General features: G+C 75.5%; 16 protein-coding genes. All 16 read right to left on the bottom strand.

The annotated features are described in order from the left end of the window. Positions 1–71: 71 nt before the first annotated feature. Complete coding sequence (locus tag OYE22_RS03025; RefSeq protein ID WP_277318946.1) at positions 72–1,370, bottom strand: zinc ribbon domain-containing protein; 1,299 nt, start codon at positions 1,368–1,370, stop codon at positions 72–74. After that, a complete protein-coding gene (locus OYE22_RS03020) occupies positions 1,367–1,936 on the bottom strand; it encodes a phage tail protein (RefSeq protein ID WP_277318945.1) in 570 nt (189 codons plus the stop codon). The genes OYE22_RS03025 and OYE22_RS03020 overlap by 4 nt, the downstream gene beginning before the upstream one ends. Beyond that, on the bottom strand, positions 1,933–3,894 hold the full coding sequence (locus OYE22_RS03015; protein ID WP_277318944.1) for a putative baseplate assembly protein: 1,962 nt from the start codon (positions 3,892–3,894) through the stop codon (positions 1,933–1,935). The genes OYE22_RS03020 and OYE22_RS03015 overlap by 4 nt, the downstream gene beginning before the upstream one ends. Then, positions 3,894–4,316 (bottom strand): GPW/gp25 family protein, encoded by a 423-nt coding sequence (locus OYE22_RS03010; RefSeq protein WP_176165167.1) that lies wholly within the window; start codon positions 4,314–4,316, stop codon positions 3,894–3,896. The genes OYE22_RS03015 and OYE22_RS03010 overlap by 1 nt, the downstream gene beginning before the upstream one ends. Further along, positions 4,313–4,633 carry a PAAR domain-containing protein gene (locus tag OYE22_RS03005; protein WP_277318943.1) on the bottom strand — a complete coding sequence of 107 codons (321 nt, stop codon included), beginning with the start codon at positions 4,631–4,633 and terminating at the stop codon, positions 4,313–4,315. The genes OYE22_RS03010 and OYE22_RS03005 overlap by 4 nt, the downstream gene beginning before the upstream one ends. 92 nt (positions 4,634–4,725) lie before the next feature. Further along, entirely contained in the window at positions 4,726–6,552 is a 1,827-nt protein-coding gene (locus tag OYE22_RS03000; protein WP_277318942.1) for a VgrG-related protein, read from the bottom strand. After that, positions 6,549–7,271, bottom strand: a complete 723-nt coding sequence (locus tag OYE22_RS02995; RefSeq protein ID WP_277318941.1) for a LysM peptidoglycan-binding domain-containing protein — start codon at positions 7,269–7,271, stop codon at positions 6,549–6,551. The genes OYE22_RS03000 and OYE22_RS02995 overlap by 4 nt, the downstream gene beginning before the upstream one ends. A gap of 96 nt (positions 7,272–7,367) precedes the next feature. Then, positions 7,368–7,793 carry a phage tail protein gene (locus OYE22_RS02990; RefSeq protein WP_176165171.1) on the bottom strand — a complete coding sequence of 142 codons (426 nt, stop codon included), beginning with the start codon at positions 7,791–7,793 and terminating at the stop codon, positions 7,368–7,370. A gap of 88 nt (positions 7,794–7,881) precedes the next feature. Beyond that, positions 7,882–9,822, bottom strand: a complete 1,941-nt coding sequence (locus OYE22_RS02985; protein ID WP_277318940.1) for a hypothetical protein — start codon at positions 9,820–9,822, stop codon at positions 7,882–7,884. Positions 9,823–11,379: 1,557 nt separating this feature from the next. Continuing rightward, on the bottom strand, positions 11,380–11,538 hold the full coding sequence (locus OYE22_RS02980; RefSeq protein WP_176165173.1) for a DUF6760 family protein: 159 nt from the start codon (positions 11,536–11,538) through the stop codon (positions 11,380–11,382). Next, complete coding sequence (locus OYE22_RS02975; protein WP_277318939.1) at positions 11,535–12,032, bottom strand: hypothetical protein; 498 nt, start codon at positions 12,030–12,032, stop codon at positions 11,535–11,537. The genes OYE22_RS02980 and OYE22_RS02975 overlap by 4 nt, the downstream gene beginning before the upstream one ends. Continuing rightward, entirely contained in the window at positions 12,029–12,469 is a 441-nt protein-coding gene (locus tag OYE22_RS02970) for a phage tail protein (RefSeq protein WP_176165175.1), read from the bottom strand. Before OYE22_RS02970 ends, OYE22_RS02975 begins: the two co-directional genes overlap by 4 nt. A 31-nt stretch (positions 12,470–12,500) precedes the next feature. Next, the gene (locus tag OYE22_RS02965) at positions 12,501–14,054 is read right to left on the bottom strand and encodes a phage tail sheath family protein (RefSeq protein WP_277318938.1); all 1,554 of its coding nucleotides are present in this window, start codon (positions 14,052–14,054) and stop codon (positions 12,501–12,503) included. 227 nt (positions 14,055–14,281) lie between these two features. Next, on the bottom strand, positions 14,282–16,366 hold the full coding sequence (locus OYE22_RS02960; RefSeq protein ID WP_277318937.1) for an ATP-binding protein: 2,085 nt from the start codon (positions 16,364–16,366) through the stop codon (positions 14,282–14,284). Further along, entirely contained in the window at positions 16,363–17,070 is a 708-nt protein-coding gene (locus OYE22_RS02955) for a DUF4255 domain-containing protein (protein ID WP_277318936.1), read from the bottom strand. The genes OYE22_RS02960 and OYE22_RS02955 overlap by 4 nt, the downstream gene beginning before the upstream one ends. Next, positions 17,067–20,366 (bottom strand): hypothetical protein, encoded by a 3,300-nt coding sequence (locus tag OYE22_RS02950; RefSeq protein ID WP_348652178.1) that lies wholly within the window; start codon positions 20,364–20,366, stop codon positions 17,067–17,069. The genes OYE22_RS02955 and OYE22_RS02950 overlap by 4 nt, the downstream gene beginning before the upstream one ends. Positions 20,367–20,468 lie beyond the last annotated feature (102 nt).

Here is a 20,468-nt window from a genome sequence, read left to right as displayed (position 1 = left end):
AGGTGAACCGGGCCGGCGCCACTGGTGGGCCCGCGCGAGGCCGGCGGCCAACGTCCCGGGTGCCGGCCCGGTCACGGGCGCCGGAAGAACTCCACCTCCGCCAGGGCCAGATGGCGGCCACCGGCCAGTCCGGTCGGGGAGGCGAGCGTGAGGCGGATGCTCGTCGCGTTGCTGACTCCGACGTGGAACGTCTGCGGTCCCGCCTTGTCGGTCAGGTCGAGCTTCCTGCGGGTGGTCTGACCGTCCTTCGCCACCACCTCCATGTCCACGCGCAGGGCCCGCCCCTGACGGGCGTACTCCTTCTGGGCGACCGATGCGCCGTTGGTGACGATCAGTTGCACCAGGCGGAACGGCTTGGCGAAGTCGTACGTCACGGTGGCGCCGGGCGCGGGCGCGCCCCAGTAGCGGTTACGGAACCCGTCCGTCGTGTTGCCCCCTGGGTGGCCCGCCACCTGCGCGGACGCCGACGTGCGCGTCGGCGTCACCGCCTTGGGCTTCTTCAGCTTGTCGCGGGTGTCCTCGAAGAGGTGCCGTGCGGTGGGGAGCAGCAGATAGCCGCCGACGCACAGCGCCGCGACCACGGTGAGGATCACGAACAGCCGCACCAGCCGGCCCGAACTCGCCCTGGTGCGACGGCGCAGCGGCCACAGGGTCCGCCACCACGGCAGCGGGTCCCGCGCGGCGACCGAGGTGAGCGGTGCCGCGCAGCGGCGGCAGAACCGGCGGTGCGGCGGGTTGGCCGCTCGGCAGGTGGGGCAGGGGATGCCGGTCGTGGTGTCGTCCGTCGTGACCGGCCGCACGGTGGGGCGCGGTGCGACCGCCTTCGCGGGCTTGACCGGCCGGGGAGCGTCGTCCTGCGGTGGGGCGCTCGCCGGGCCGGGCCGGGCCGGTTCGGGCGCCGGGGCCGAGCGCGCCGCGGGTGTGGTGGGTGGGGCCTCCGAGCGCGACGGGGCTGGCCACGACGGCGCTGGGCCGCCTGGGGTGTCGCCGTCCGTGGCCGCCGGCGCCCGCGCGGTTCCGGTCTCCGGCGGCCTGGTCTCCGGCGGCCTGGTGGCCCGTGCCTCGGGGACCGCTGCCGAGGCGGCGGGCGCCGCGGGCTCCGGTGTCGCCGCGGGCCGGGCGGCGGCGGTGGGGGCGGCGACGTTCGGGCCCGCGTCCGTGGCCGGGGCACGGTGCTGGGGGCCGGGGGAGGCCGCGCCGCCCGCCTCTCCGGGGGCGTCGGCCGTTTGCCGGGGCGCGTCGTCCGGCGCGCTCCCCGCGCCCGACGAAGCGCCCCGGGGCGTGGACCAGCCCAGGTAGCCGCCGCAGTTCCCGCAGAAGTCGTCGGTCTCCTCGTTGGCGGCCCCGCAGGCCGGACACGCGCGTGTCACGTTGCCCCTCCTTCGTCCGACGGCGGCCCGGCCAGGACCTCCACGCGGTACGCCGTGTGCACGGGGACCAGGGCCCGCACGATCTCGTGGACCTGCTCCGCCTGGACCGCCGCCGCTCCCCGGGGCCAGACCCGGACCACGATCTCGGGGTCCGGCGGCGGAGGCAGCGCGGAGCCCGCCGTGCGCGACCAGACCGCCCCGCCGTCCCCCACGACGTCCGACCCGACCCCGAGCACCAGGCGTAGGGCCTCGGTCAGCCCGCGCCGCGTGCCGCGGCCGCGGTGCAGTTCCACGGCGCGCGTCGCGGCCTCGCGGCGCAACGCGAGCGGCCAGTTCGCGTCGTCGATCCCGCCGACCCAGGACGCGAGCCAGCCCAGGAAGTCGGCCGGGGTCAGCCTCGGGTCGAAGTAGGCGTGCAGGTTGTCGAGGGTGGCGAAGACGGGGGCCAGGACGGTGTCGAGACCGGCGGTGAACCGCTGGGCCAGGTCGTCGTCGGCGTACAGGGCGGGCAGTTGGGCTCCGATGGGGTGCCGGCTGGGCAGGCCGGGCACGGCGGCGCGGGTCATGCCGGGCCCTCCGGCGCGGCGGGACCCACGATCACCTGGTGCCGGTAGGAGAAGACGAGGGCGCCCGGTCCGATGTCGATGCGGTCGACGGGCGCGCCGCGCCGCCCGGTGATCGGGTCCGCGGCGAACATGCGGATCTCCTCTACCAGCGCGTCCCCCACCGCGCCCTGCAGCACGCCGAACACCTCGCCGTACTGCACCGGCCGGCCGAACGGCCAGCCGCCGCCCTCGGGCCCGCCGCGCAGCGGGTTGAGGTAGCGGAACAGCGCGGCGAGCGCGGCGTCGCGCACCTGGTCGGGCTCCTCACCGGCGCGCGCGGACAACCGGGCCACCACGGTGACGCCCTGGTAGACGGGGGGTTCGACGACGAGGCGGGTACCGATCAGGCGCCGCTCGTCCAGTGCCCTGGTGACGGACGCGAGCACCTGGTCGCTCGGGATCAACTGCTCGAACCGGAGCCGGTCCCCCTCGTCGGCGACCGCGTCGGGCACCAACAACACCCGGACCGCCCCCGGCGAGTCCGCCGCCGGCAGGCACCGGACGCGGCGCAGGGAGGGGGCCGCCTGGCGGGCGATGATCTCGTGGTCCTCCGCCGTCACCGCCCGCCCCTGCGTCCGCAGCGCCTGCGGGGCGCGCAGCCGGGCGTTGGCCACGCTCTCCCCGGCGACCCCGCCGCGCGCCGCCTCGCGGTTGTCGACCTGCGTCACGTACGGAACGGAGCTGCGCAGCACGTTGATGGCCCCCCGGGGCGCGTTGCCCTCCGGGCCGCCGCCGGTGCGGTAGCGGGCCACGCGCACGTGCGCTCCCTTGGGCGGCACGGCGCCGTACGCGCGCAGCGTGCCGTCCCGCTCGCGCAGCACCGGGCCGAAGGCGAACTCCCCGCGCGTGGCGTCCACGCGTACGTGTCGGTCCGCGGGCCCCGAGCGGCCGAAGTCGTCGACCACCTCCCAGCGCTGCCAGCCGTCGGCCGTGGAGACCTCCACCACCGGGGGTGGCCCGTCGAGCAGGACGGGCGGGCGGTCGAGGCGGAAGCTCTGTCCCGCGACCCCCTCCGAGATGCCGAGGGCCGCGTCGGTCACCGTCTCGGCGTGCTCGACCGTCATGGTGCCGCCGACGGTGAACACGGCCGCCTCGCGCACGGTGGGCGAGACCGAGTAGAAGGGCTGCCCGGGCTCGGGTTCCACGACCCGGCAGCGCAGCCACCCGCCCCGGGTACCGCCGATCACCGAGGCGGTGTGCGCGGCCGGCACGTACACGATGACCTCGCCCGGCCGGTTCAGGCCACCGGTGGTGTCGGTGCCGGTCTCGCAGCGCTGCCAGCGTCCGCCGTCCCACGCCTCCCACACCAGCGGAGGTTGGCGCGGGTCGACCCCGACGCCCTCGACACGGCTGTCCAGCCGCACGGCCACCACACAGCGCGGAACGGCCGTCGGCAGGCCGAACAACAGGGCGTCACCCGGCTCGGGCGTGGCCTGGAAGCAGGGCACGTCCCGCTCCTCGGCGAGCGCGCCGGTCAGGTCCGCCTGTTCCCCCGTGCGCGGCGCGCCCACCAGGCGCGTCAACTCGCTCGGGACGATGCGCAGTTCCTCCGTGGTGGCGAACACCACGGCCTCCTCCGTCTCGCCGGCCGCGGTCGTCACCTCGGTGCCGGCGGCGAGCACCACCGCCTCGGGCTGCGGCGCCGACAGCCAGAAGTCAACCTCGGCGCTCGCGGCTCCGGGCGGGAACAGTCGGATGTCCAACAGGTCGAGGAAGGCCAGGTAGTTCTTCTCCGGCACCCGGTTCAGCCGGTAGAGCGTCAGGTCCACGAGGTAGGCGAAGGTCTCGATCAACGTGACGCCGGGATCGGAGACGTTGTGGTCGGTCCACTCCGGCGCGCGCTGCTGGACGTACCGCTTGGCCTCGTCGACGAGCTGCTGGAAGCGCCGGTCGTCGAGGTTGGGGGAAGGCAGGGCCATCAGCTCGGGACCGTTTCCTCAGCGCCCTCGTCGGAGGGGATGGTGTAGAAGGGGAAGACCAGGTTGCGCCGGTCGTTGGTGGTGCGCACCGTGTAGCGCACGTCGATGTAGAGGGTGCCCACCCGCACCGAGTCGAAGGCGACGAGCACGTCGGTCACCGTGATCCGTGGCTCCCACCGCTCCAGCGCCTCCCGTACCTGTTGGGCGATCCGTCCGGCGGTGGCGCCGTCGCCGGGCGCGAACACGTAGTCGTGGATGCCGCAGCCGAACTCGGGCCGCATGGGGCGCTCGCCCGGCGCCGTGCCGAGCACGAGCCGGATGGCCTCCTCGATCTCCCGTTCCCGCTCCACCATGGCGATGCCCCCGGCGGGCCCGACTCGCAGCGGGAAGGCCCAGCCACGGCCGATGAACCTCTCGCTCACAGCGCCCCTCCGATCTGCACGTTCAGCGCGCCGGTGATGATCTGCGCGCCGCACGTGGTCCGGTCGCCCACCCGCGCGGCGGGCAGCCCGCCGATGAGCACCAGGCCGCCGGTGACGCTCCCGGGGCTGGGTGTGACCACGTTGCCCGGGCCGAGCACCGCGTGCGGCAGCAGCGGGCAGGAGTGCACGCTGCCCACGACCGCGGCCGGTTGGCCGCCGATCAGGACGCGGGCCACCGTGGCGGCGACCGGGGGCGGCGGGGTGGTGATCCGGCCGCCGTGGACGGTGGCGTCGCCGGTGCGGGCTGCGGCGGGCATGGTGTGCTCCTTGGGTCGAAGAGGCTAAGGGCGAGGGACGGGGCCGAGGCGGGGAGCGAGGTCGGGAAGTGGCAGGGGGCGGGCCGGGGGCCTCAGTTGATGCGGATGAGCTTCGCCTTGAGTACGCCGAGCAGGCCGCCGTCGACCGTGACCTGGGCCCTGCCGGACACGCCGACCCTGGCCCCGTCGATGTTGACGCCCGCGCTGCCGTTGATGTCCACCTGGCGGCCCTTGAGGGTCACGGTTCCCTGCCCGGCGTCCAACGTGATGCTCCGCCGGTCCAGGACGACGGAGGTCGCGGCCCTCCTGGGCCCCGCGTACACGGTCACCTCGATCCGGTCCCGGCGGTCGTCCATGCGCACCTCCAGGCGCTCGTCCCCGGTGACCAGGCGCAGCCCCGAGGGGCCGGGCGCCGAGGCGTCCAGCAACTCCACGCGGTGCCCCGAACGCGAGGCGACGGAGCGGCGGTTGACCTTGCCGCTGACCTTGTCGATGAGGGGCACGTCGTGCGGTGACGGCTTGTCCACGCCGTTGTAGAGGCCGCCAATGACGTACGGGCTGTCCAGCAGCCCCTGCTCGAACCCCACCAGCACCTCGTCGTTGACCTCGGGGCTGACGACACCGCCGCCGCCCTTGCCGCCCCACTGGACGGTGCGTACCCAGTCCGAGACGTACGTGTTGTCCAGCCAGGGGAACTTCAGCCGCACCGCGCCGCGCTCGGACCGGTTCGGCTCGCGGACGTCCGTGACCACGCCGATGGCGAGACCCGGCATGCGCGGCCCGCGATCGGGCGCGTTGGCGCCGGTCACCAGGCCGTTCAGCGAGCGGTCCGGGCTGGCGCTGACCCACAGGGTGGTCCGGTACCCGCCGTGCGGCTCCAGGACGTGCTGCACCGCCGTGGCCGTGTATCGGCCGGTGAACGCCTGCCCCACGTTGCCAAGCGCGATCGGCTTGCCCGCGCGCAGCTCCGGGTTCCCCTCGACCACCGCCTCCAACTCCGCGAACCCCGCCGCGACCTGCTCCGCCGTCACCCGCGCCACCGCCGTCGTCTCCGCCTGGGTGCGGTACGGCGTGTCCGTGACGGCCACCCGGGCGGCCTTGCCGAACTTCGCGGCGACGGTCGCCGGCTTCAGGCCGGGTGCCACCGCCCCGCTGACCACGGACGGCTGCTCGGCGACCAACGGCTTCTTGGTGGTCGTGTTCCAGCCGCGCACCTGCACCCGGGCGGCGGAGTCGGCGGCCGAGAGCCCGGCCCGCAGCGCCAGCAGGTTGCTCCCGAACTGCAACACCAACGGGTTGTGCCCGGACGAGGTCGAGGGGGCGGGCGCGCGGGCGGCCTTCTCGGGCTGGGTGAACTGGAGGAGCCCCTTGTCGTCGACGCGCACGTGGGCGCCGCTCTCGCGCGCCAGGTACTGCAGGAACTCCCAGTCGGAGACGTTGGCCTGGGACAACTGCTGGTGGGTGATGGCCGACGCCTGCACTTTGCCGCAGGCGAGCCCGGCCCCGGCCGCCACCTTGCGGACGATCGCCGCGGTCGTCATGTTCCGGTACGCCACCACCTTGCGGCCCCGCTGGAGGCGGTGGGCCTTGGAGTAGGCGCGCAGGACGGTGAAGGCGCCGGTGCCGTCCTGGTCGAGTTCCAGGGCCGTGACCTCACCGCTGAACAGCAGTTGGCGCGCCTGGTTCTTCGCGGTCATCACCGACACCCGAAGGGGCGTGCCGATGGTGATGCCGTTGGCCGACAGGAACTCGTGCCGGTCGTCGCGGTAGGTGAGGATCGCCGTGTCGGGCAGGCCGACGTTCTCGTCGACGACGCAGCTCACCAACTGCGCGGCCCACGCCTGCGGCAGCTCGGCGGGCGCCTCGATGATGGGGTCGGCGGCGAACGCCCGGCCGCCGCTGGCCTTCGACGGGCTCACGACGCCTCCTCGTCGTCGGCGCCCCGCATGGCCGGCACCACGACCTCGCTGCCGGGGACCAGGGCGATCGGGTCGTCGATGTCGTTGGCCTCGGCGATGACGCGCCAGACGGTCGCGTCGCCGTACTCGCGCCAGGCCAGCATCGCCAGGCTGTCGCCGGCCACCACGGTGTGCGTGCGGCGCGCGGTGCGCGCGCCCGAGGTGGGGTTCTGCCCGGCGGGTCCGACGCTCGCCTCCTCGATGGTGAGCGAACACGTGGCCCGCAGTGGCGTCCCGTCCACGTCGAAGAGCGTGTACGACACCGACAGGTTCGACAGCACCCCGTCGAAGGAGGTGGAGCGCGCGGTACCCCACTCGAACCGCACCCACGGGCTCGCCGGCTTCTTGCGCCCCAGGCTGGTCGGGGTCGGCACGCACGCCTTCATGAGCGTCTCGACGGCCCGTTCCACCGAGTCGTCGTGGCGGGCGGTGGCGTCCAGGAACACGTCGAGGCTCAGCGTGCGCGGCCCGCTGCCGACGAACTCGGGCAGGGCGGACTCGTCCGCCATCCGCGAGGGCGTACGCCGCCACTCGGTGGTCTTGCCCAGTTGCAGCGTGGACGGGTTGAACTGGAGGTTGAGCCGCGCGATCACCCCGCCGGGCTTGGCCCCGACGGCGGTCGGCGGCTCCTTGAGCGTGAGCTGGGCCCTGGCCCGGCTGGCACGGACCGCTGGAGACATGCTGTGCCTTCCTGTTTCGGGCGGTGCGTCGGAGGGATGGGCCGGCTCGCCGACCCGTTGGCGCGGCGCGGTGCCGTCGTCCCGGTGCCGGCGCCGTCAGCTCGGGGACAGGCCCTGGTGGGCGATCTCCAGCGTCTCGACGGCCGGCTGCGAACTGCTCGGGTCGAAGGACGGGCCCTGCCAGCGCACGGGAACGATGCCGAACACCTGCCAACTGATGATCTGGCTCAGGTCCGGCCGCAACGCCACGATCTCGCCGTCCTTGGCCTCGACCCGCCGCAGGGTCTCGTCCAGCCAGCGGCCGATCTTCGCCGTGTCGGCGGTGACGGGCCGGGTGAGGGTGATGTTGGACCAGGACACCCGGCCGGGCAGTTGCCAGGTGAAGCCGTTGTTGCCGCCCTCCGCGTAGCTCTCCATCTCGACCTCGGCGCCCATGCCCGAGCAGGTGTGGAAGGCGCCCAGGTCGCTGCCGCCGATGGCCAGGCGAAAGAACACGCTCGTCGCGAAGATGTTGTCCGTCATGCGTCCACCGGTCCCGTCGTTCGTTCCTCGTCCGTCGCGTGTCCCCCGTGGCCCCGCCCTCGGGGGCGGGGCCGACCGGGCCGTGCCCTCACCGGCGCCCGTCGAAGGGCCTGCCCGTCCGCTCGCGCCCGCGCCGCAGCTCGGTGCGCAGCAGCCGGGCCACCGGGTCGAGCAGGCGCCGGGCCAACTCGTCCATGTCGGGCGGGGCCTGGGCCGTCTGCGGGGGCGCCTGCTGGGGCGCGGCGCCTTCGCCCCGCTCCGTGGGCCGCGCCTGGTGGGGCGCCGCCACCCCGGGCGGGTGGCCGTCGGGCCCGCCGCCCTCGGGCGTGCGGCCCGGGGCCCGCTGGACCACCGGCGCGCCGGGCGGCCTCGCCGTCGCCGCCGAGGGCGGAGCCGGGCGACGGGCCAGCACGGGCGGACCGGCCGCGGCGTGCGGCACGGCACGTACCGGCACGACGGGGGCGCCGCCCACCGGGGGCCGCGCCGCGCCAGGCTCGGCGCGCGGCGCCGTCACGGGCAGCGGCCCGACCGGCGCGAGCCCGCCGCTGGCCGCCGTCGGTCCCGGCCTGACCACGGGCGTGCTTGGTCGTACGAGCGGAGGAGTGCCGGGCGGGGACGGGGCGCCGGGTCCGTCGGCCAACGCGGCCGGGCCGGCGGCGCCCTGCCCCGACCCGGTGGGCCTGGCCGGCGCCCGCTGGACGGGGGCGGTCGCCCCGGTGACCGGCGGGGCGTGCGGTACGGGTCGCGGAGCCGGGCCCGGGGCCTGGGCGGCGGACGGCGCTGTGGCACGCGGCCAACGGGGCGCCACCACGGGGCGGGTGGCGCGCGGGGGAGCCGCCTCGGCGGCGGGGCCGATGCCCGGCACCAGCGGACGCGAGGCGAGCAGACGGGCGGTGGCCACCACCCGGGGCGCGGGCTCGCCCGCGCTGCCGCTCACCCCTCCGGCGCCGCCGCTCGTCCCTCCCGCGCCGCCGCTCAATTCTTCCGCGCGGGGCACGGGTCGGGCCACGACCAACGGGACCTGGCCGCCCGCACGGCGACTGGCGGACGGGGCGGCCCCGGGGGCTGCCGGCCGCGCCGCGTCCCGGCCCGCGCGCTCCGTACCGGCCGCCTTGCCTCGCGGTCCGTGCGGGGCGTCGGGTGCCACGGCCGTGCTGACCGCGGGCCGTGTGAGGTCGCTCGCGGGCGCCGTGGACGCGGGCGCGACGACGCGCTGGACGAGCGTGGGCGACACGGTCACGCCGTAGGTCTTCCGCTCGTCGCGGCGGGTCGCGCCGCCCGGATGCGGGCTCACGTCTCCCAACAACGGCGCGTGGCCCGACGCCGGGGCCTGGGCGCCCGGGCGCGGCGAGCGGGCCGGCGGCGCGGTGGGAGACGGCGCGACGGGTGACTGCGCGGCCGGCGCCGGAGCGCTGGTCGGCGGCGCGGTGCTCGGCGACCGCTCCGGCGCGCGCTGGTGCTCCGTACGGGAACCCAGTGTGGCGGCGCGCTGCACCGGCGCCGACAGGTCGGCGCTGGGCGGTAGCGCGGGCAGCGGGGCGCCGAGCCCCGTGCGGGGGCCGGGGCGCCGTGAAGGGGGAGCCGTGGGGTTGTTGGGTCGAGGGCGCGCCGCCCCGTCCGTGGCGGAAGGGACGCCGGGGGCCCGGCCACGCTCCGGCGGCGCGCTCGGCGCGGACGCGGCGTGCCCCGAAGCCGGCCCGGCGGCGCGGGCGGGAGGACCCGCCGGGCGTTCGACGGGCTCCGCCGCGTGGGGCCGCACTATCGGCAGCGCGCCGGTCACGGGCTCGTGGGCCGTCGGGGCGCTCGGCGTCAACGGCACGGCGGTGGCCGGCAGGCTGGCCATCGGGGCGCCGAGCGGCGGACGGGTGGCCGACGCCCCGGCCTCCCGGCCCGGGCCATCGGCCTTGGGGGCGGACCGCGCGGCGGGAGCGGACTGTTCGGCGGAGGCGGACCGCGCGGCGGTGGCCGGCCGCGCGGTGGCGGGCTCGCCGTGCCGGACGGACGGGGCGCTGGGGCGTACGGGAAGCACGCGCCGTGGCGTACGGACCGGCGCCCGGGCGACGATCAGCGGACGGCCCAGGGGACGGGCGCGAACCGTCGGGCCCGTCGCGCGGCGCGCCCCGTCGGCGCGCGGTGTGCGGCTCGCACCGCCGCGACCAGGGCCCCCGACACCCGCCACCGGGCCGGGGGAGTCGATAACTGGCGGACTGGCAAACGCGGTTCGGGTCTGGCCGGCGCGTCCGCCGCGTTCGGGACGCGCGGTGTCAGCGCGCCCGGTGACCGGTGTCGCCGTCGCCCCGGCCCGGTCGGGCCCGGGGGCGTACCGGGGCGAGGTGTCGGGCACCACCGCGACGCGGCGTACGAGGGGAAAGCGCGGGAGCTCGGGCTGGGGGGCCGGTTCGGTCGACGCGGGCACCGCGCCGCCCCCGCCCGGCGCCACGGCCCGTTGAACGGTGTCCGGCGCGGTGGCGCCGCGCGCCGGTATCGGCCGCTCGGACACGAGGCCGCGCGCCGGAGACGACGGAGACGACGGAGGAGCCGGGGCCGCCCCGCCCCGGGGACTCCCACCACCGACCGGTTCGACTGACGTAGGGGTCGGCAAGGACGCACCAGCGGGGCCCGAGGCCCCGGCACTCCGGGCGGCGCCAGCCTCCGGGACACCCCGTTCCGGGACACCGGCGCCCGCGCCGGAGCGCGCCGAAGTGCCCCCGCCCCCGACGGAGTTGGAGGCCGGACGGGCCGGCGCCGCGTCGCTCGGGCCCGCCGGCCCACCGCCCCGACCGACCTTGGTGGTGAACAACCCGTCGCCCGCCGTCGACCGCGCGACGACGGGGCCGACCCCTCCCCGGCCGCCCGCCCCCCGCTCACGCGCGCCGGCCGGCGCGCCGCCACCCGACGCACCCCGCACCGGGCCCGTGCTGGGCGCGGTCGAGCCCGAGCCCGCGACGGTCGGGCCCGCACCTGGGGCGGCCGGGCCCGCCGCGCCGCCGGCGGTGACACGGCGTTGGACGGTGTCCCCGGGCGACGGCGCACCGGGGCTGGCGCGGTGGCCGCTGCCACCGGCGTCGCGCGGGCCCCGCGCCGTGGCCTGTCGCCGCGCCCCGTCGCCCCGCTGCCGGGTCGCGCCCGACGCGAGCGGGGCTCGGCCGCCCCCGGCCTCGGCCGGTCCGTCCTCGGCTGGGTCGGCGGGCGGGAGCGCGGAGCGCAGCAGGAGCGGGCCGCCACCGCTGTGCGAGGCGGGCGCCACGGGGGCGCCGACGATCCCGCGTACGAGGCCGGACGGGGCGGCGGGGTCGATGGCGTGCGAGAGTCCGGTGTCGAACAGGGGGTTGCGCCAGGCCGCCAGGCCCGACCGGAAGACCAGGCCGTCACCGACGGCCAACGGCGAGCGCGAGATGGTGAGTCGCGCGGGCCGCGCGTACCGCCAGCCACCGTCCCAGCCGGTCGGCACGGCGGGCGTGTGCTCCGTGGCGGTGCCCGGCGCCGTGACGGCGCCCCGCTCCGCCGCGGCCGTCTCGGGGAGCCGCCCGTCCTGGGCGCCTCCCGTGGCCGGGCGCCTGCGCCACCTGTCCCGCCATGCCATGCCTCAACCGCCTTCGTTCACCCGGGTGTTGATCTGCGCGATCTCGGCCACCCACTGCTGGCGTTCGCCGTGGGGCAGGTCGAGGATCTCCTCGCGCGGCCAGTGGAAGTGGTAGGCGATGTACGCGATCTCCTCCCGCAGCCGGGGGAGGGCGTACGTCACGATTCCCCCAGGCGCCCACCCGAGAGGTCGACCTCGAAGCCGCCCTCGCAGTGCGGGCAGGTGACCGCCGCGCGCGTGTGTCCCTCGCTGTTGACGCGCCGGTAGAAGTCCTGGAGGAACGCGATGTCGGTCGCGTACATCCGTTCCACGACGCCGGCGTGCACGTCGGTGATCGCGCCGATCCGGGTGATCACCTGGCTGAGCAGCACCACGCTCAGGTACGCCGGGTTCTCCTTGACCCGCAGGTCGATCTGGGGTCGTAACTCGTCGCGGGCCGTGGCCAGTCGCATGGCGCCGTGCCGGTGCACCGTCCCCGCCTCGTCCAGGTACCCACGCGGCAGCTCGAACTCGAACTCCGTGCGCCACGCCTGCTCCTGGCCTGCTCCGGGCGCGGCGACCGGTGGCCCGGGCGCCTGTTCGTCCGCCTTCGCCGCGGGCGCCGTGGCCTGGAGGATCTCCTCCAGGTTGCCCGCTGTGACCGTACGGCGCCTCATTCGACGACGATCTCCTCGAACACGATGGTCACGGTCTCGGTGGCGGCCGACGACTCGCCCGCCTTCAGCGAGGGGCCCTCCCACTTGGACGCCCAGCCCTGCATGAGCTGGATGCGCCGGACGGTCTCGCCGGTGGAGTCCTTGATCTCGATGGTGAGGTTCTGCCGCGCGGTGTCGACGGCGCCGTTGTTCAGCGTCTCCTTGATCCAGGTGGTGAACTCGCTGCTCTTGTCGAGCCCCCGGGTGATGGTGATCTCGCCGGCCTGGCGGGCGCCGGGCTGCTTGCGGATGATCTGCTTGCCCTCCGCGCTGACCTGCCGGACCTCGACGACCTCCTCCTCGACGTTCAGCCCGCTGATCTCCTGGATCGATTCGACCAGGTAGCCGCCGAGCTGCACGCCGAAGATATGGGTGGAAAGAGCATCGCCCTCTGCCATGACTGTGTGTCCCCTTCCCTACTGTTCCTGCTCACTCGTCGATCAGGCTCGTGCTGTCGGAGAACTGGGCCAGCCGGAAGACCACGAACTCGGCGGGCTTGACGGGGGCCACGCCGATCTCGCAGACCACGCGCCCCTGGTCGATGGACTCCTGCGGGTTGTTGTCGCGGTCGCACTTGACGTAGAAGGCCTCGGCGGCCGTGCGTCCGAACAGCGCGCCCCTTCGCCACTCCTCGGAGAGGAACGCGCTGATGTTGCGGCGGATGCTCGACCACAGCCGGTCGTCGTTGGGCTCGAAGACCACCCACTGGGTGCCCAGCAGGATCGACTCCTCCAGGTAGTTGAAGAGGCGGCGCACGTTCAGGTAGCGCCAGGCCGGGTCGGAGGAGAGGGTGCGCGCGCCCCACACGCGGATGCCGCGGCCCGGGAAGGCGCGCACGCAGTTCACGCCGATCGGGTTCAGCAGGTCCTGCTCGCCCTTGCTCAGCCGCAGCTCCAGGTCGGTCGCGCCGCGGATCACCTCGTTGGCCGGGGCCTTGTGCACGCCGCGCTCGGCGTCGCTACGGGCCCACAGGCCGGCGATGTGGCCGCTGGGCGGCACGGTGGCGTTGCGACCGGCGGCCGGGTCGAAGACCCGCACCCACGGGTAGTAGAGCGTCGCGAAGCGGGAGTCGTAACCTGCCTCGTCCCTGCGCCAGGCGCGCATCTGCTGGGCGGTCAGGCCGGGCGGTGAGTCGAGGAGGGCCACCCGGTCGCCCATCTGCTCACAGTGCGAGATGACGGCGAGCTGGACCGTGCGCAGGCCCTCGGCGTCGAGGTCGCCGCGTTGGTAGGCGCTCATCAGGTCCGGCACGGCGACCATGGTGATCTCGTCGATGGACTCAAGACCGGCGAAACCGGTCCGGGCCTCGGAGTCCCCCAGGTACTCGGCCGCGTCCAGCCGCGCGACCCCGCCCGGCGCGGCTGGCGCGGCCGCCGGCGCGTCGGGCACCGCCACCGTCTGCGCCGGGGGCCGGCTCTGCGCCGCCCCGCGCTGCTCGGTGACCTCGATCAGCTTCGAGGCCCGGGTCTGGTTGAGGAGGTAGCCCTTCACGTTCTTGCGGGTGGACGCCTCGTACGTCTCGACCACCTGGTCACCCTGGCGGACCAGCAGCTTGAAGCGGTCGTCGGGCGGGTTCTCCCCGTCGGGGTCGGCGATCTCCACGGACACGCCGCTCACCCCGGGCCGGGCCGCGACCAGGAACCCGCCGAACCCGACCGTCGCCGTCTGGGCCGGCCGCGGCGCGCTCTGCTCGCCGGCCGGCGCCGACGCGTCGGTGGCGGAACCGCCGATGCGCACGATATACGCGGCTCCGCCGCCGTTGGCGAAGTAGCCGTGCACCGCGTGCGGCAGGTAGGCGCCCCGGGTGAAGCCGCCGAACTGCTGGCTGTACTGCTCCCAGTTGGTGACGAGGGTCGGCGTGTGGAAGGGCCCGTTCTCGGCGAAGCCGACGAACGCGGCGACGGCGGTGCCGACCCCCTCGATCGGCCGAGCGCCGGATTGCACCTCCTCGACGTACACGCCTGGGGTGAGGTACGTCGGCATGCTCGCTCCTTCACGCTGGGGGACTGGGCCGCGCACTGGGGCCCCTGGTGGTCGCAGGCACAGCTTTTCCGCCCGCCGCCACCGGTGACAGCGGACCGCGGGCCCTGCCCGGGGGCAGCGGCCCTGCCCGCGCGGTCGCCGCCGCCGCGCGCCGCGTGCAGCCACCGTGGCGCACGGGGCGTGCCAGGGGCGGCGAGCGGCCCGCGCGGGGCCGGCGAGCGGGTCGCTCAGCGCCCGTTCGCCTCGGCCAAGTAGGGCCCGAACTCGCTCTCCAGCACCAGCCGGCCGAGCTTGCGGTACTCGCGGGCGACCGCCGTCACCACCTGGCCCATGGTCAGCCGGGTGCCCGACGCGGCGGACAGGTACGCGGCCGTCACCGCGCAGGCCCGGATCGAGCCCCCGGACAGCTCGAAGCGGTCAGCGCAGAAGCCGAGGTCCAGGTCGCCGTCGCGCGGCACCCGGCCGTTCAGACACCGCTCCCACAGGGCCAGCCGCTGTGCCCGGTCCGGCACCGGGAACTCCGCCACGATGTCCAGGCGCCGGGTGAACGCCTCGTCCACGTTGGCCCGCAGGTTGGTCGTCAGGATGGCGATGCCGTCGAACGACTCCATGCGCTGGAGCAGGTACGCCGACTCGATGTTCGCGTGCCGGTCGTGGGCGTCCTTGACCTCCGAGCGCTTGCCGAAGATCGCGTCGGCCTCGTCGAACAACAGCACCGCGTTGACCGCCGACGCCTCGGTGAAGATCCGCTCCAGGTTCTTCTCGGTCTCCCCGACGTACTTGTCGACCACCGTGGACAGGTCCACCACGTACAGGTCCATGCCCAGATCGGCGGCCACGACCTCGGCGGACATCGTCTTGCCGGTGCCCGACGGGCCGGCGAACAGCGCGATCACGCCGTGCCCGCGACCACCGCCGGGCCGCATGCCCCACTGCCCGAGGACCTGGTCGCGGTGGCGGGCCCGTACGGCCAGCTCGCGCAGCTCGTCCCGGGTGCGCGCGGGCAGCACCAGGTCGTCCCAGCCCACGGCGGGCGCCACGCGCCGGGCGAGGCGGGCGAGCCCCGCGCCGTTCTGCGCCCGCACGGCGTCCCGCAGGTCGTCCGGGCCGACGGGCCGCCCGGCGAGCGCGGCCGTCCGCACGGCCGCACCGGCGGCCCGCCGCAACTGGCCGGAGTCCAGCCGGTGCGCGGCCACCGCCCGCGCCAGCGCGTCGGCCTCCGGCACCGCCGCGCCACCGGCACCCTCCAGCGCGTGCCGCCACCGGGCGACCTGCTGCTCGGGGGAGGCGGCCGGAACCGCCAGGGTGACCGGCGTGGCCGTCGCCCAGACCGGGTCCCAGGCGTTCGACCCGTACGTGAACAGCGGGACGCCGGCGGCCGCCGCGCACAGCGCGCGCAACGCGCGGGCCCGTTCGGATGGCTGGTCCGGCAGCGCCTCCAAGGGCCCCAGGACGATCCCGGCGCCGGTCAGCCGCGCCTCGCGGGCCGCGACCGCGGCGGTGCTGGCGAGTTCGGCGGGCCGTTGGGCCAGCGCCGCCGCGTCCAGCACCAGCGAGCGGCGCCCGGCCTCGCGCAGGGCCGCACCCGCCAGGCCCTCGGGGGCACCGCCCTGGGCCCACAGGTGCACGTGCCCCGTCCCGGTGCCCGCGGCGGCGATGGCCGCGCGGACCAGGGCGGGGTCGGCCGCCGGGTCGGCGCCGTCATCGCCCAGTACGGGAAGCAGGCTCGCGTCCGGCGTGCCCTCACCGAGCAGGTGGGCCGTGATCCGGTCGGGCACGGTCACGACCCGCGACAGCGGCGGGCGCTCCGGCCCCACGACCTCCAGCAGCCCACCGGCGAGCAGCGGAGCGCCCGCGGCCAGCCGGAACCGGCCCGGGGACATCCCGCTGTGCCCGCACAGTTCCAGCGCGAGGCCAACGGTGGGCCGACGGCGCGTCAGGTCGTCGTTGAGGTAGCCGTAGAGCTGCTCGAACCGGGCGTCCAGATCCGGCGCCACGGCGACCAGCAGCAGGTCCACGTCCAGCGGGGACAGGCCGAAGTCCCGCGCGAGGAGGTCGAGCACCGAACCGGGCGGCGGGGCCGAGGCCGGCAGCGCGGGCAGGCCGAAACGGTCAGCGGGCGCGTCGAGCACGCGGGCGACCGCCTCGTGGGAGAGGTACTGGCCCCGGTAGGGGTCCTGCGGGTCGGGGTCGCTCGCGTGCCTGGCCGCCACCGCCGTACGCACCCGCTCCTCGACCAGCCGCAGCCGTCGCCACAGGAACGGCGCGCTGTCCTCCTCGGGCGGGGACGTCGGCTCCACGGTGTACGTCACGGCTGGCGGCCCCCTCGTCGTCGGCGGCGCGCGGGAGCCGCCGGCCGCTCCCGTGGCGCGCCGAAGCCCTCCGCGCCCGCGTCACCGACCCCCTCGTAACGCAGCCGGCGAGCGGGCTCCCGGTCTCGCGGGTCGGCCTCCGGCGCGGCCCGTACGACCAGCCCCTCGGTGACGGGCGGCGCGGCGGCCAGGTGGGGGCCGCGCAGCGGCGCCCGCACCCGCACCTCCAACGACGGCCGCAGCTCCCCGCCGAGCGCCGACCACACGTCGGAGGCGGCCGGCGCGTCGGGATCGCCGCCCACCAGGTCGAGGCCGACCGCCAGGCCCAGCTCGGCGAGCGAACCGGTCAGCAGCCGCGCCGGCAACGTGTCCGCGGCCGTGACCGTGGTCAGCACCTGCGCCAGCAGCCGGTGTTCGTCCTGCGAGCGGCTGGCCCAGGCGGTGACCAGATACGTCAGGTCGAACCAGCGGGCGGGAGCCCGGCGCGCGACGACCAGCCCGTCCGCGTCGTACACCTCGCCGCTGCCACTGCCGCGCCGCGAGCCGTCCTCCCGGATGTCGTGCAGGAACACGCAGACGGTCGGGGCGCTGCGGCGCGCCGCCCAGTCGCGGGTGGGCGCGTCGAAGACGACCTCCACGCCTGACGCCGCGAACCCGGACTCGTCGAGCAGGCGGTTCAGCGCCTCGTCGACTTCGTGGATCATCGGCGGATCACCTCGTCGGGCGGCTGGATGCTGCCGTAGATCACGAGGAAGTCCGTCCGCACCGGCGAGAAGCCGGGACCGCTCGCGGTGATGGTCCGCGGGCCCGTCTGGTCCTTGGCGAGGATGAGGAGTTGGCCGATGAAGGTGCCGTTGGCCTTGGGGATCGTCGGGGCCGCCGCCGCGGTGATGCCCGGGTTCCACCGGAAGCGCACCGGCGCGCCGGGCGGGAAGTCCCTGCCGCGTACCGAGGTCACGAAGCCGGGCTTGCCGACGGCGGGTACCGCGACGATGCGCGGTTGCAGGATGCGCAGCCGCTCGCGGTCGCTGTTGTCGCCGAGGTCGGCGTCCGTGCCGGTCGTCGTCAGCTCCGCGGTGACCTGGGTGGTGAGGGCCTTCCTGGGGCTCAGGACGACCTGGAGCACGGTGCGGGCGCCGGGTGTCAGGTCGGGCAGCGCGCACTGCCAGTCGGCGTCGCAACCGGGGGGTGGGCCGTTGTTCGGTACGCCCGCTGGCAGGCCGATGCGCAGGCGCAACCCGGTGGCCAGAGCCTGGCGACCGTTGCGGACGGTGTAGGTGACCACGACCCGACCGCCGACGTAGCCCGGGTTGGGCTGCGCCCTGACGCTGACGGCCGGACCGGCCCTGGGCGCGGGCGGCTCCGCCGGCGGTGGCGGCGGGGGAGGCGGCTGCGGCGACGGCGGGGGTGGCGGCTGCGGTGTGGGCGGGGGCGGCGCCGGTGTGGAGGGCGGCGGCGTGCTGGGCGGCGTCGTGGTCGGGGTGGGGGCCGGTGGCGTCGGGGTCGGTGTGGGGGTGGGTGTTGGGGTCGGCGTGGGAGTGGGGGTGGGTGTGGGTGTGGGCTCGGGCGGTACGGGAGCCTCGCGTACCGGTATCAGGGTGCGGTCGGCGTTGTCGCTCGGGTTCGCGTCGAGGACGGCGCCGGTCACCGACCAGTCGACCGGCTGGTGGCCGGGCGCGGCCCCGACCAGGGACACGGTCACCGGCACGGTGTCACCGGGCTCCACCACGCCCAGGTCGCAGGTGAGGCCCGTCGCGTCACAGGAGCGGCCGGGCGCACTGAGGCCGGTCAGCCGCACCCCGCCGGCCGGCGCGGCGGTCAGCCGGGTGCCGGGGGACGCGGCGGGGCCGTGGTTGACGACGTCGACCCGGATCGTACGGGTGCGGCCGACGGTGACCTCGGGGGTGGCGTCGGGCGCCCGCACCGCGAGGTCCACCGACCGCTGCACGGTCGGCTCCTTCTGACGCCCGGGCAGCCCGTCGGTGAGCGAGGTCACCTCGCCCGAGTCGACGTTGAGCAGCCGCAGCTTCTCCGGGCTGTGGGCGAGCGAGTCGGCGCGCGAGCTGAAGACCAGGTTCTCGCCGTCGCCCGTCCACGCGGCGTCCCGGGGCTGGAAGGGGCCGGTCACGCTCGTGTCGGGCAGCGGCTGCTCGCAGCCGCCCGGCAGGTCGCGCGCGCTGGCGGGCAGCAGCACCCGGCAGTCGTCGCCCGTCATGGAGGTGAGCAGGAGGCCGTCATGCTCGTTGCCGCTGCCGCTGACGTCCTTGCGGTTGAAGACGACGGTCGTCCCGTCCGGCGAGAACGCCGGGCTGTCGTCGATCACCGAGCAGGGGTCGGGGCACACGGTGGCGCTCAGGTCACGCTGCTGGTCCAGGGCGCTCACCGGCACCGTCCAGATGTGCTTGCTGCCCCTGCTGCCGGCCGCGTGCGTACGGGTGAAGGCCAGCGTGGTGCCGTCGGGTGACCAGGTGGGTTGGGCGTCCTGCTGTGTCGCCTCGGGCGGGGTGATCGTGTGGCGGATCGCGCCGGTCGCCGCGTCCGCGATCAGGACACGACTCGCGGTCCTGCCGTCGGTACCAGCCGGGGACGAGCGGGAGAAGGCGAGGGACTTGCCGTCGGGGGAGAAGGTGGGATCGGTGTCCCAGTCGTGCTCGCCCCGGCCCGCGAGCCCAAGGCTTCGGGCGTTGGAACCGTCGGCACCGGCGATCAGTATGTGCTCGGCCCGCTTGTCCGTCTCGCCCGTGAACTGGGTGAATGCGATCTGCCGGCCGTCGGGCGTGTAGTTCTGCCGTTCGAGCCACGGGTGGTACTTGGGTTCGGGCCGGAAGAGTGGGTCCTCCCCCGACCCGTAGGGACCGTCCGCCCGTGGGTCCTCCGTGAGGATGTCCTGGTTGAGGTCGCGCGGGTCGGAGCCGTCCATGCGGATGTCCTGGAGCCGGGCCGTGTGCTTGGTGACCGCGGTGGTGCGGTCGACCACGACCTTCCCGCCAGGGAGCGGTCCGAGCCAGGTGGCCGATCCAACCTCGCGGTCCTCGTCCAGGACCAGCTCCGGTTCGGCGGGCTGGTTGTCGATATCGGGAATCTTGTAGACGTGTTCCCAGTCGGTATCGCAGTTGCAGTTCTTCTCCGGACTGATGAACAGCAGGCCCTTCCCGTCGGGCAGCCACGCTGCCCCGCGCGCCCGCCACTTTCTCTGGATGCCGTCGCGCAGCAGATCGCCACCGTCCCCGCTCTCGGTGGTCCAGCGCAGCTTGGGGCCCTTCGAGTCGGTGGCGGTGTAGGCGATCTCGCTCCGGTGCGCGCCGTCGACCACCGGGTGCCAGGCGAGTTCGCTGGCCGTCCCGTTCGCCGGGTCCGTGACGCGCTTGGCGGCGCCGCCCGTCAGGGGGCGTACGTAGGCTTGCCGGCCCACGAGCGGGTCCGCGTCGCTGGTGTACGCCAGTCGCTGCCCGTCCGGTGAGACGGTCGGCCACTCCTCGTTCGCCGGGGTGCCGGTCAGCCGGGTCAGGCCGCTCCCGTCGACGCGCACCAGCCACAGGTCACGCTGCGTTCGGTCGCCGGGCCCAGCGGACTCCGCCGAGTCGAAGACGACCGCCTGCCCGTCCGGTGTCAGCCGTGGATGCGCGGCGTCGTGGCCGCTGGTGAGCCGGCGCACCGAACCGTCGGCCGCCCGCAGGTAGACCTGGGGCCGCCGCTCGTCCCGACGACTCACGAAGACCAACTGGTCGCCCAAGGCGTTGGGTTGGACGTCGTAGTGAGTCGGACTCCCCGTGAACAGCGAACTGCTTTTCTTGACGCCAACAACCTTGCCCAGGCTCCGGTGCCGGGTCCCGGCGTACGCGATGCGCGTGTCGGGCGCGTCGGCCGGCCGCACCGTGACCTCGTCCGCGACCGGACGGTTGGCCGCCGTCACTCCCAGCAGGGGAGCCATCAGCAACAACGCCAGGCCGATGCTCCTCCAGCGGTGCCGCCAACCGCCCGTGCTACCCGTGCCCCTCACGGCCCACCTCACAGTCCCCACGCCGGCTCTGCGCATACGGCCACCAGCCTGCGGCCCGCCCCGGGAGGCGGGGCAGGGCCGCGGGGCCGAAGTCAGGGGAAG

Source organism: Streptomyces sp. 71268 (genome assembly GCF_029392895.1).
Lineage (GTDB): Bacteria > Actinomycetota > Actinomycetes > Streptomycetales > Streptomycetaceae > Streptomyces.
The sequence above is the reverse complement of the archived record's forward strand: the minus strand, read 5'-3'. Positions and strand labels throughout refer to the sequence as shown.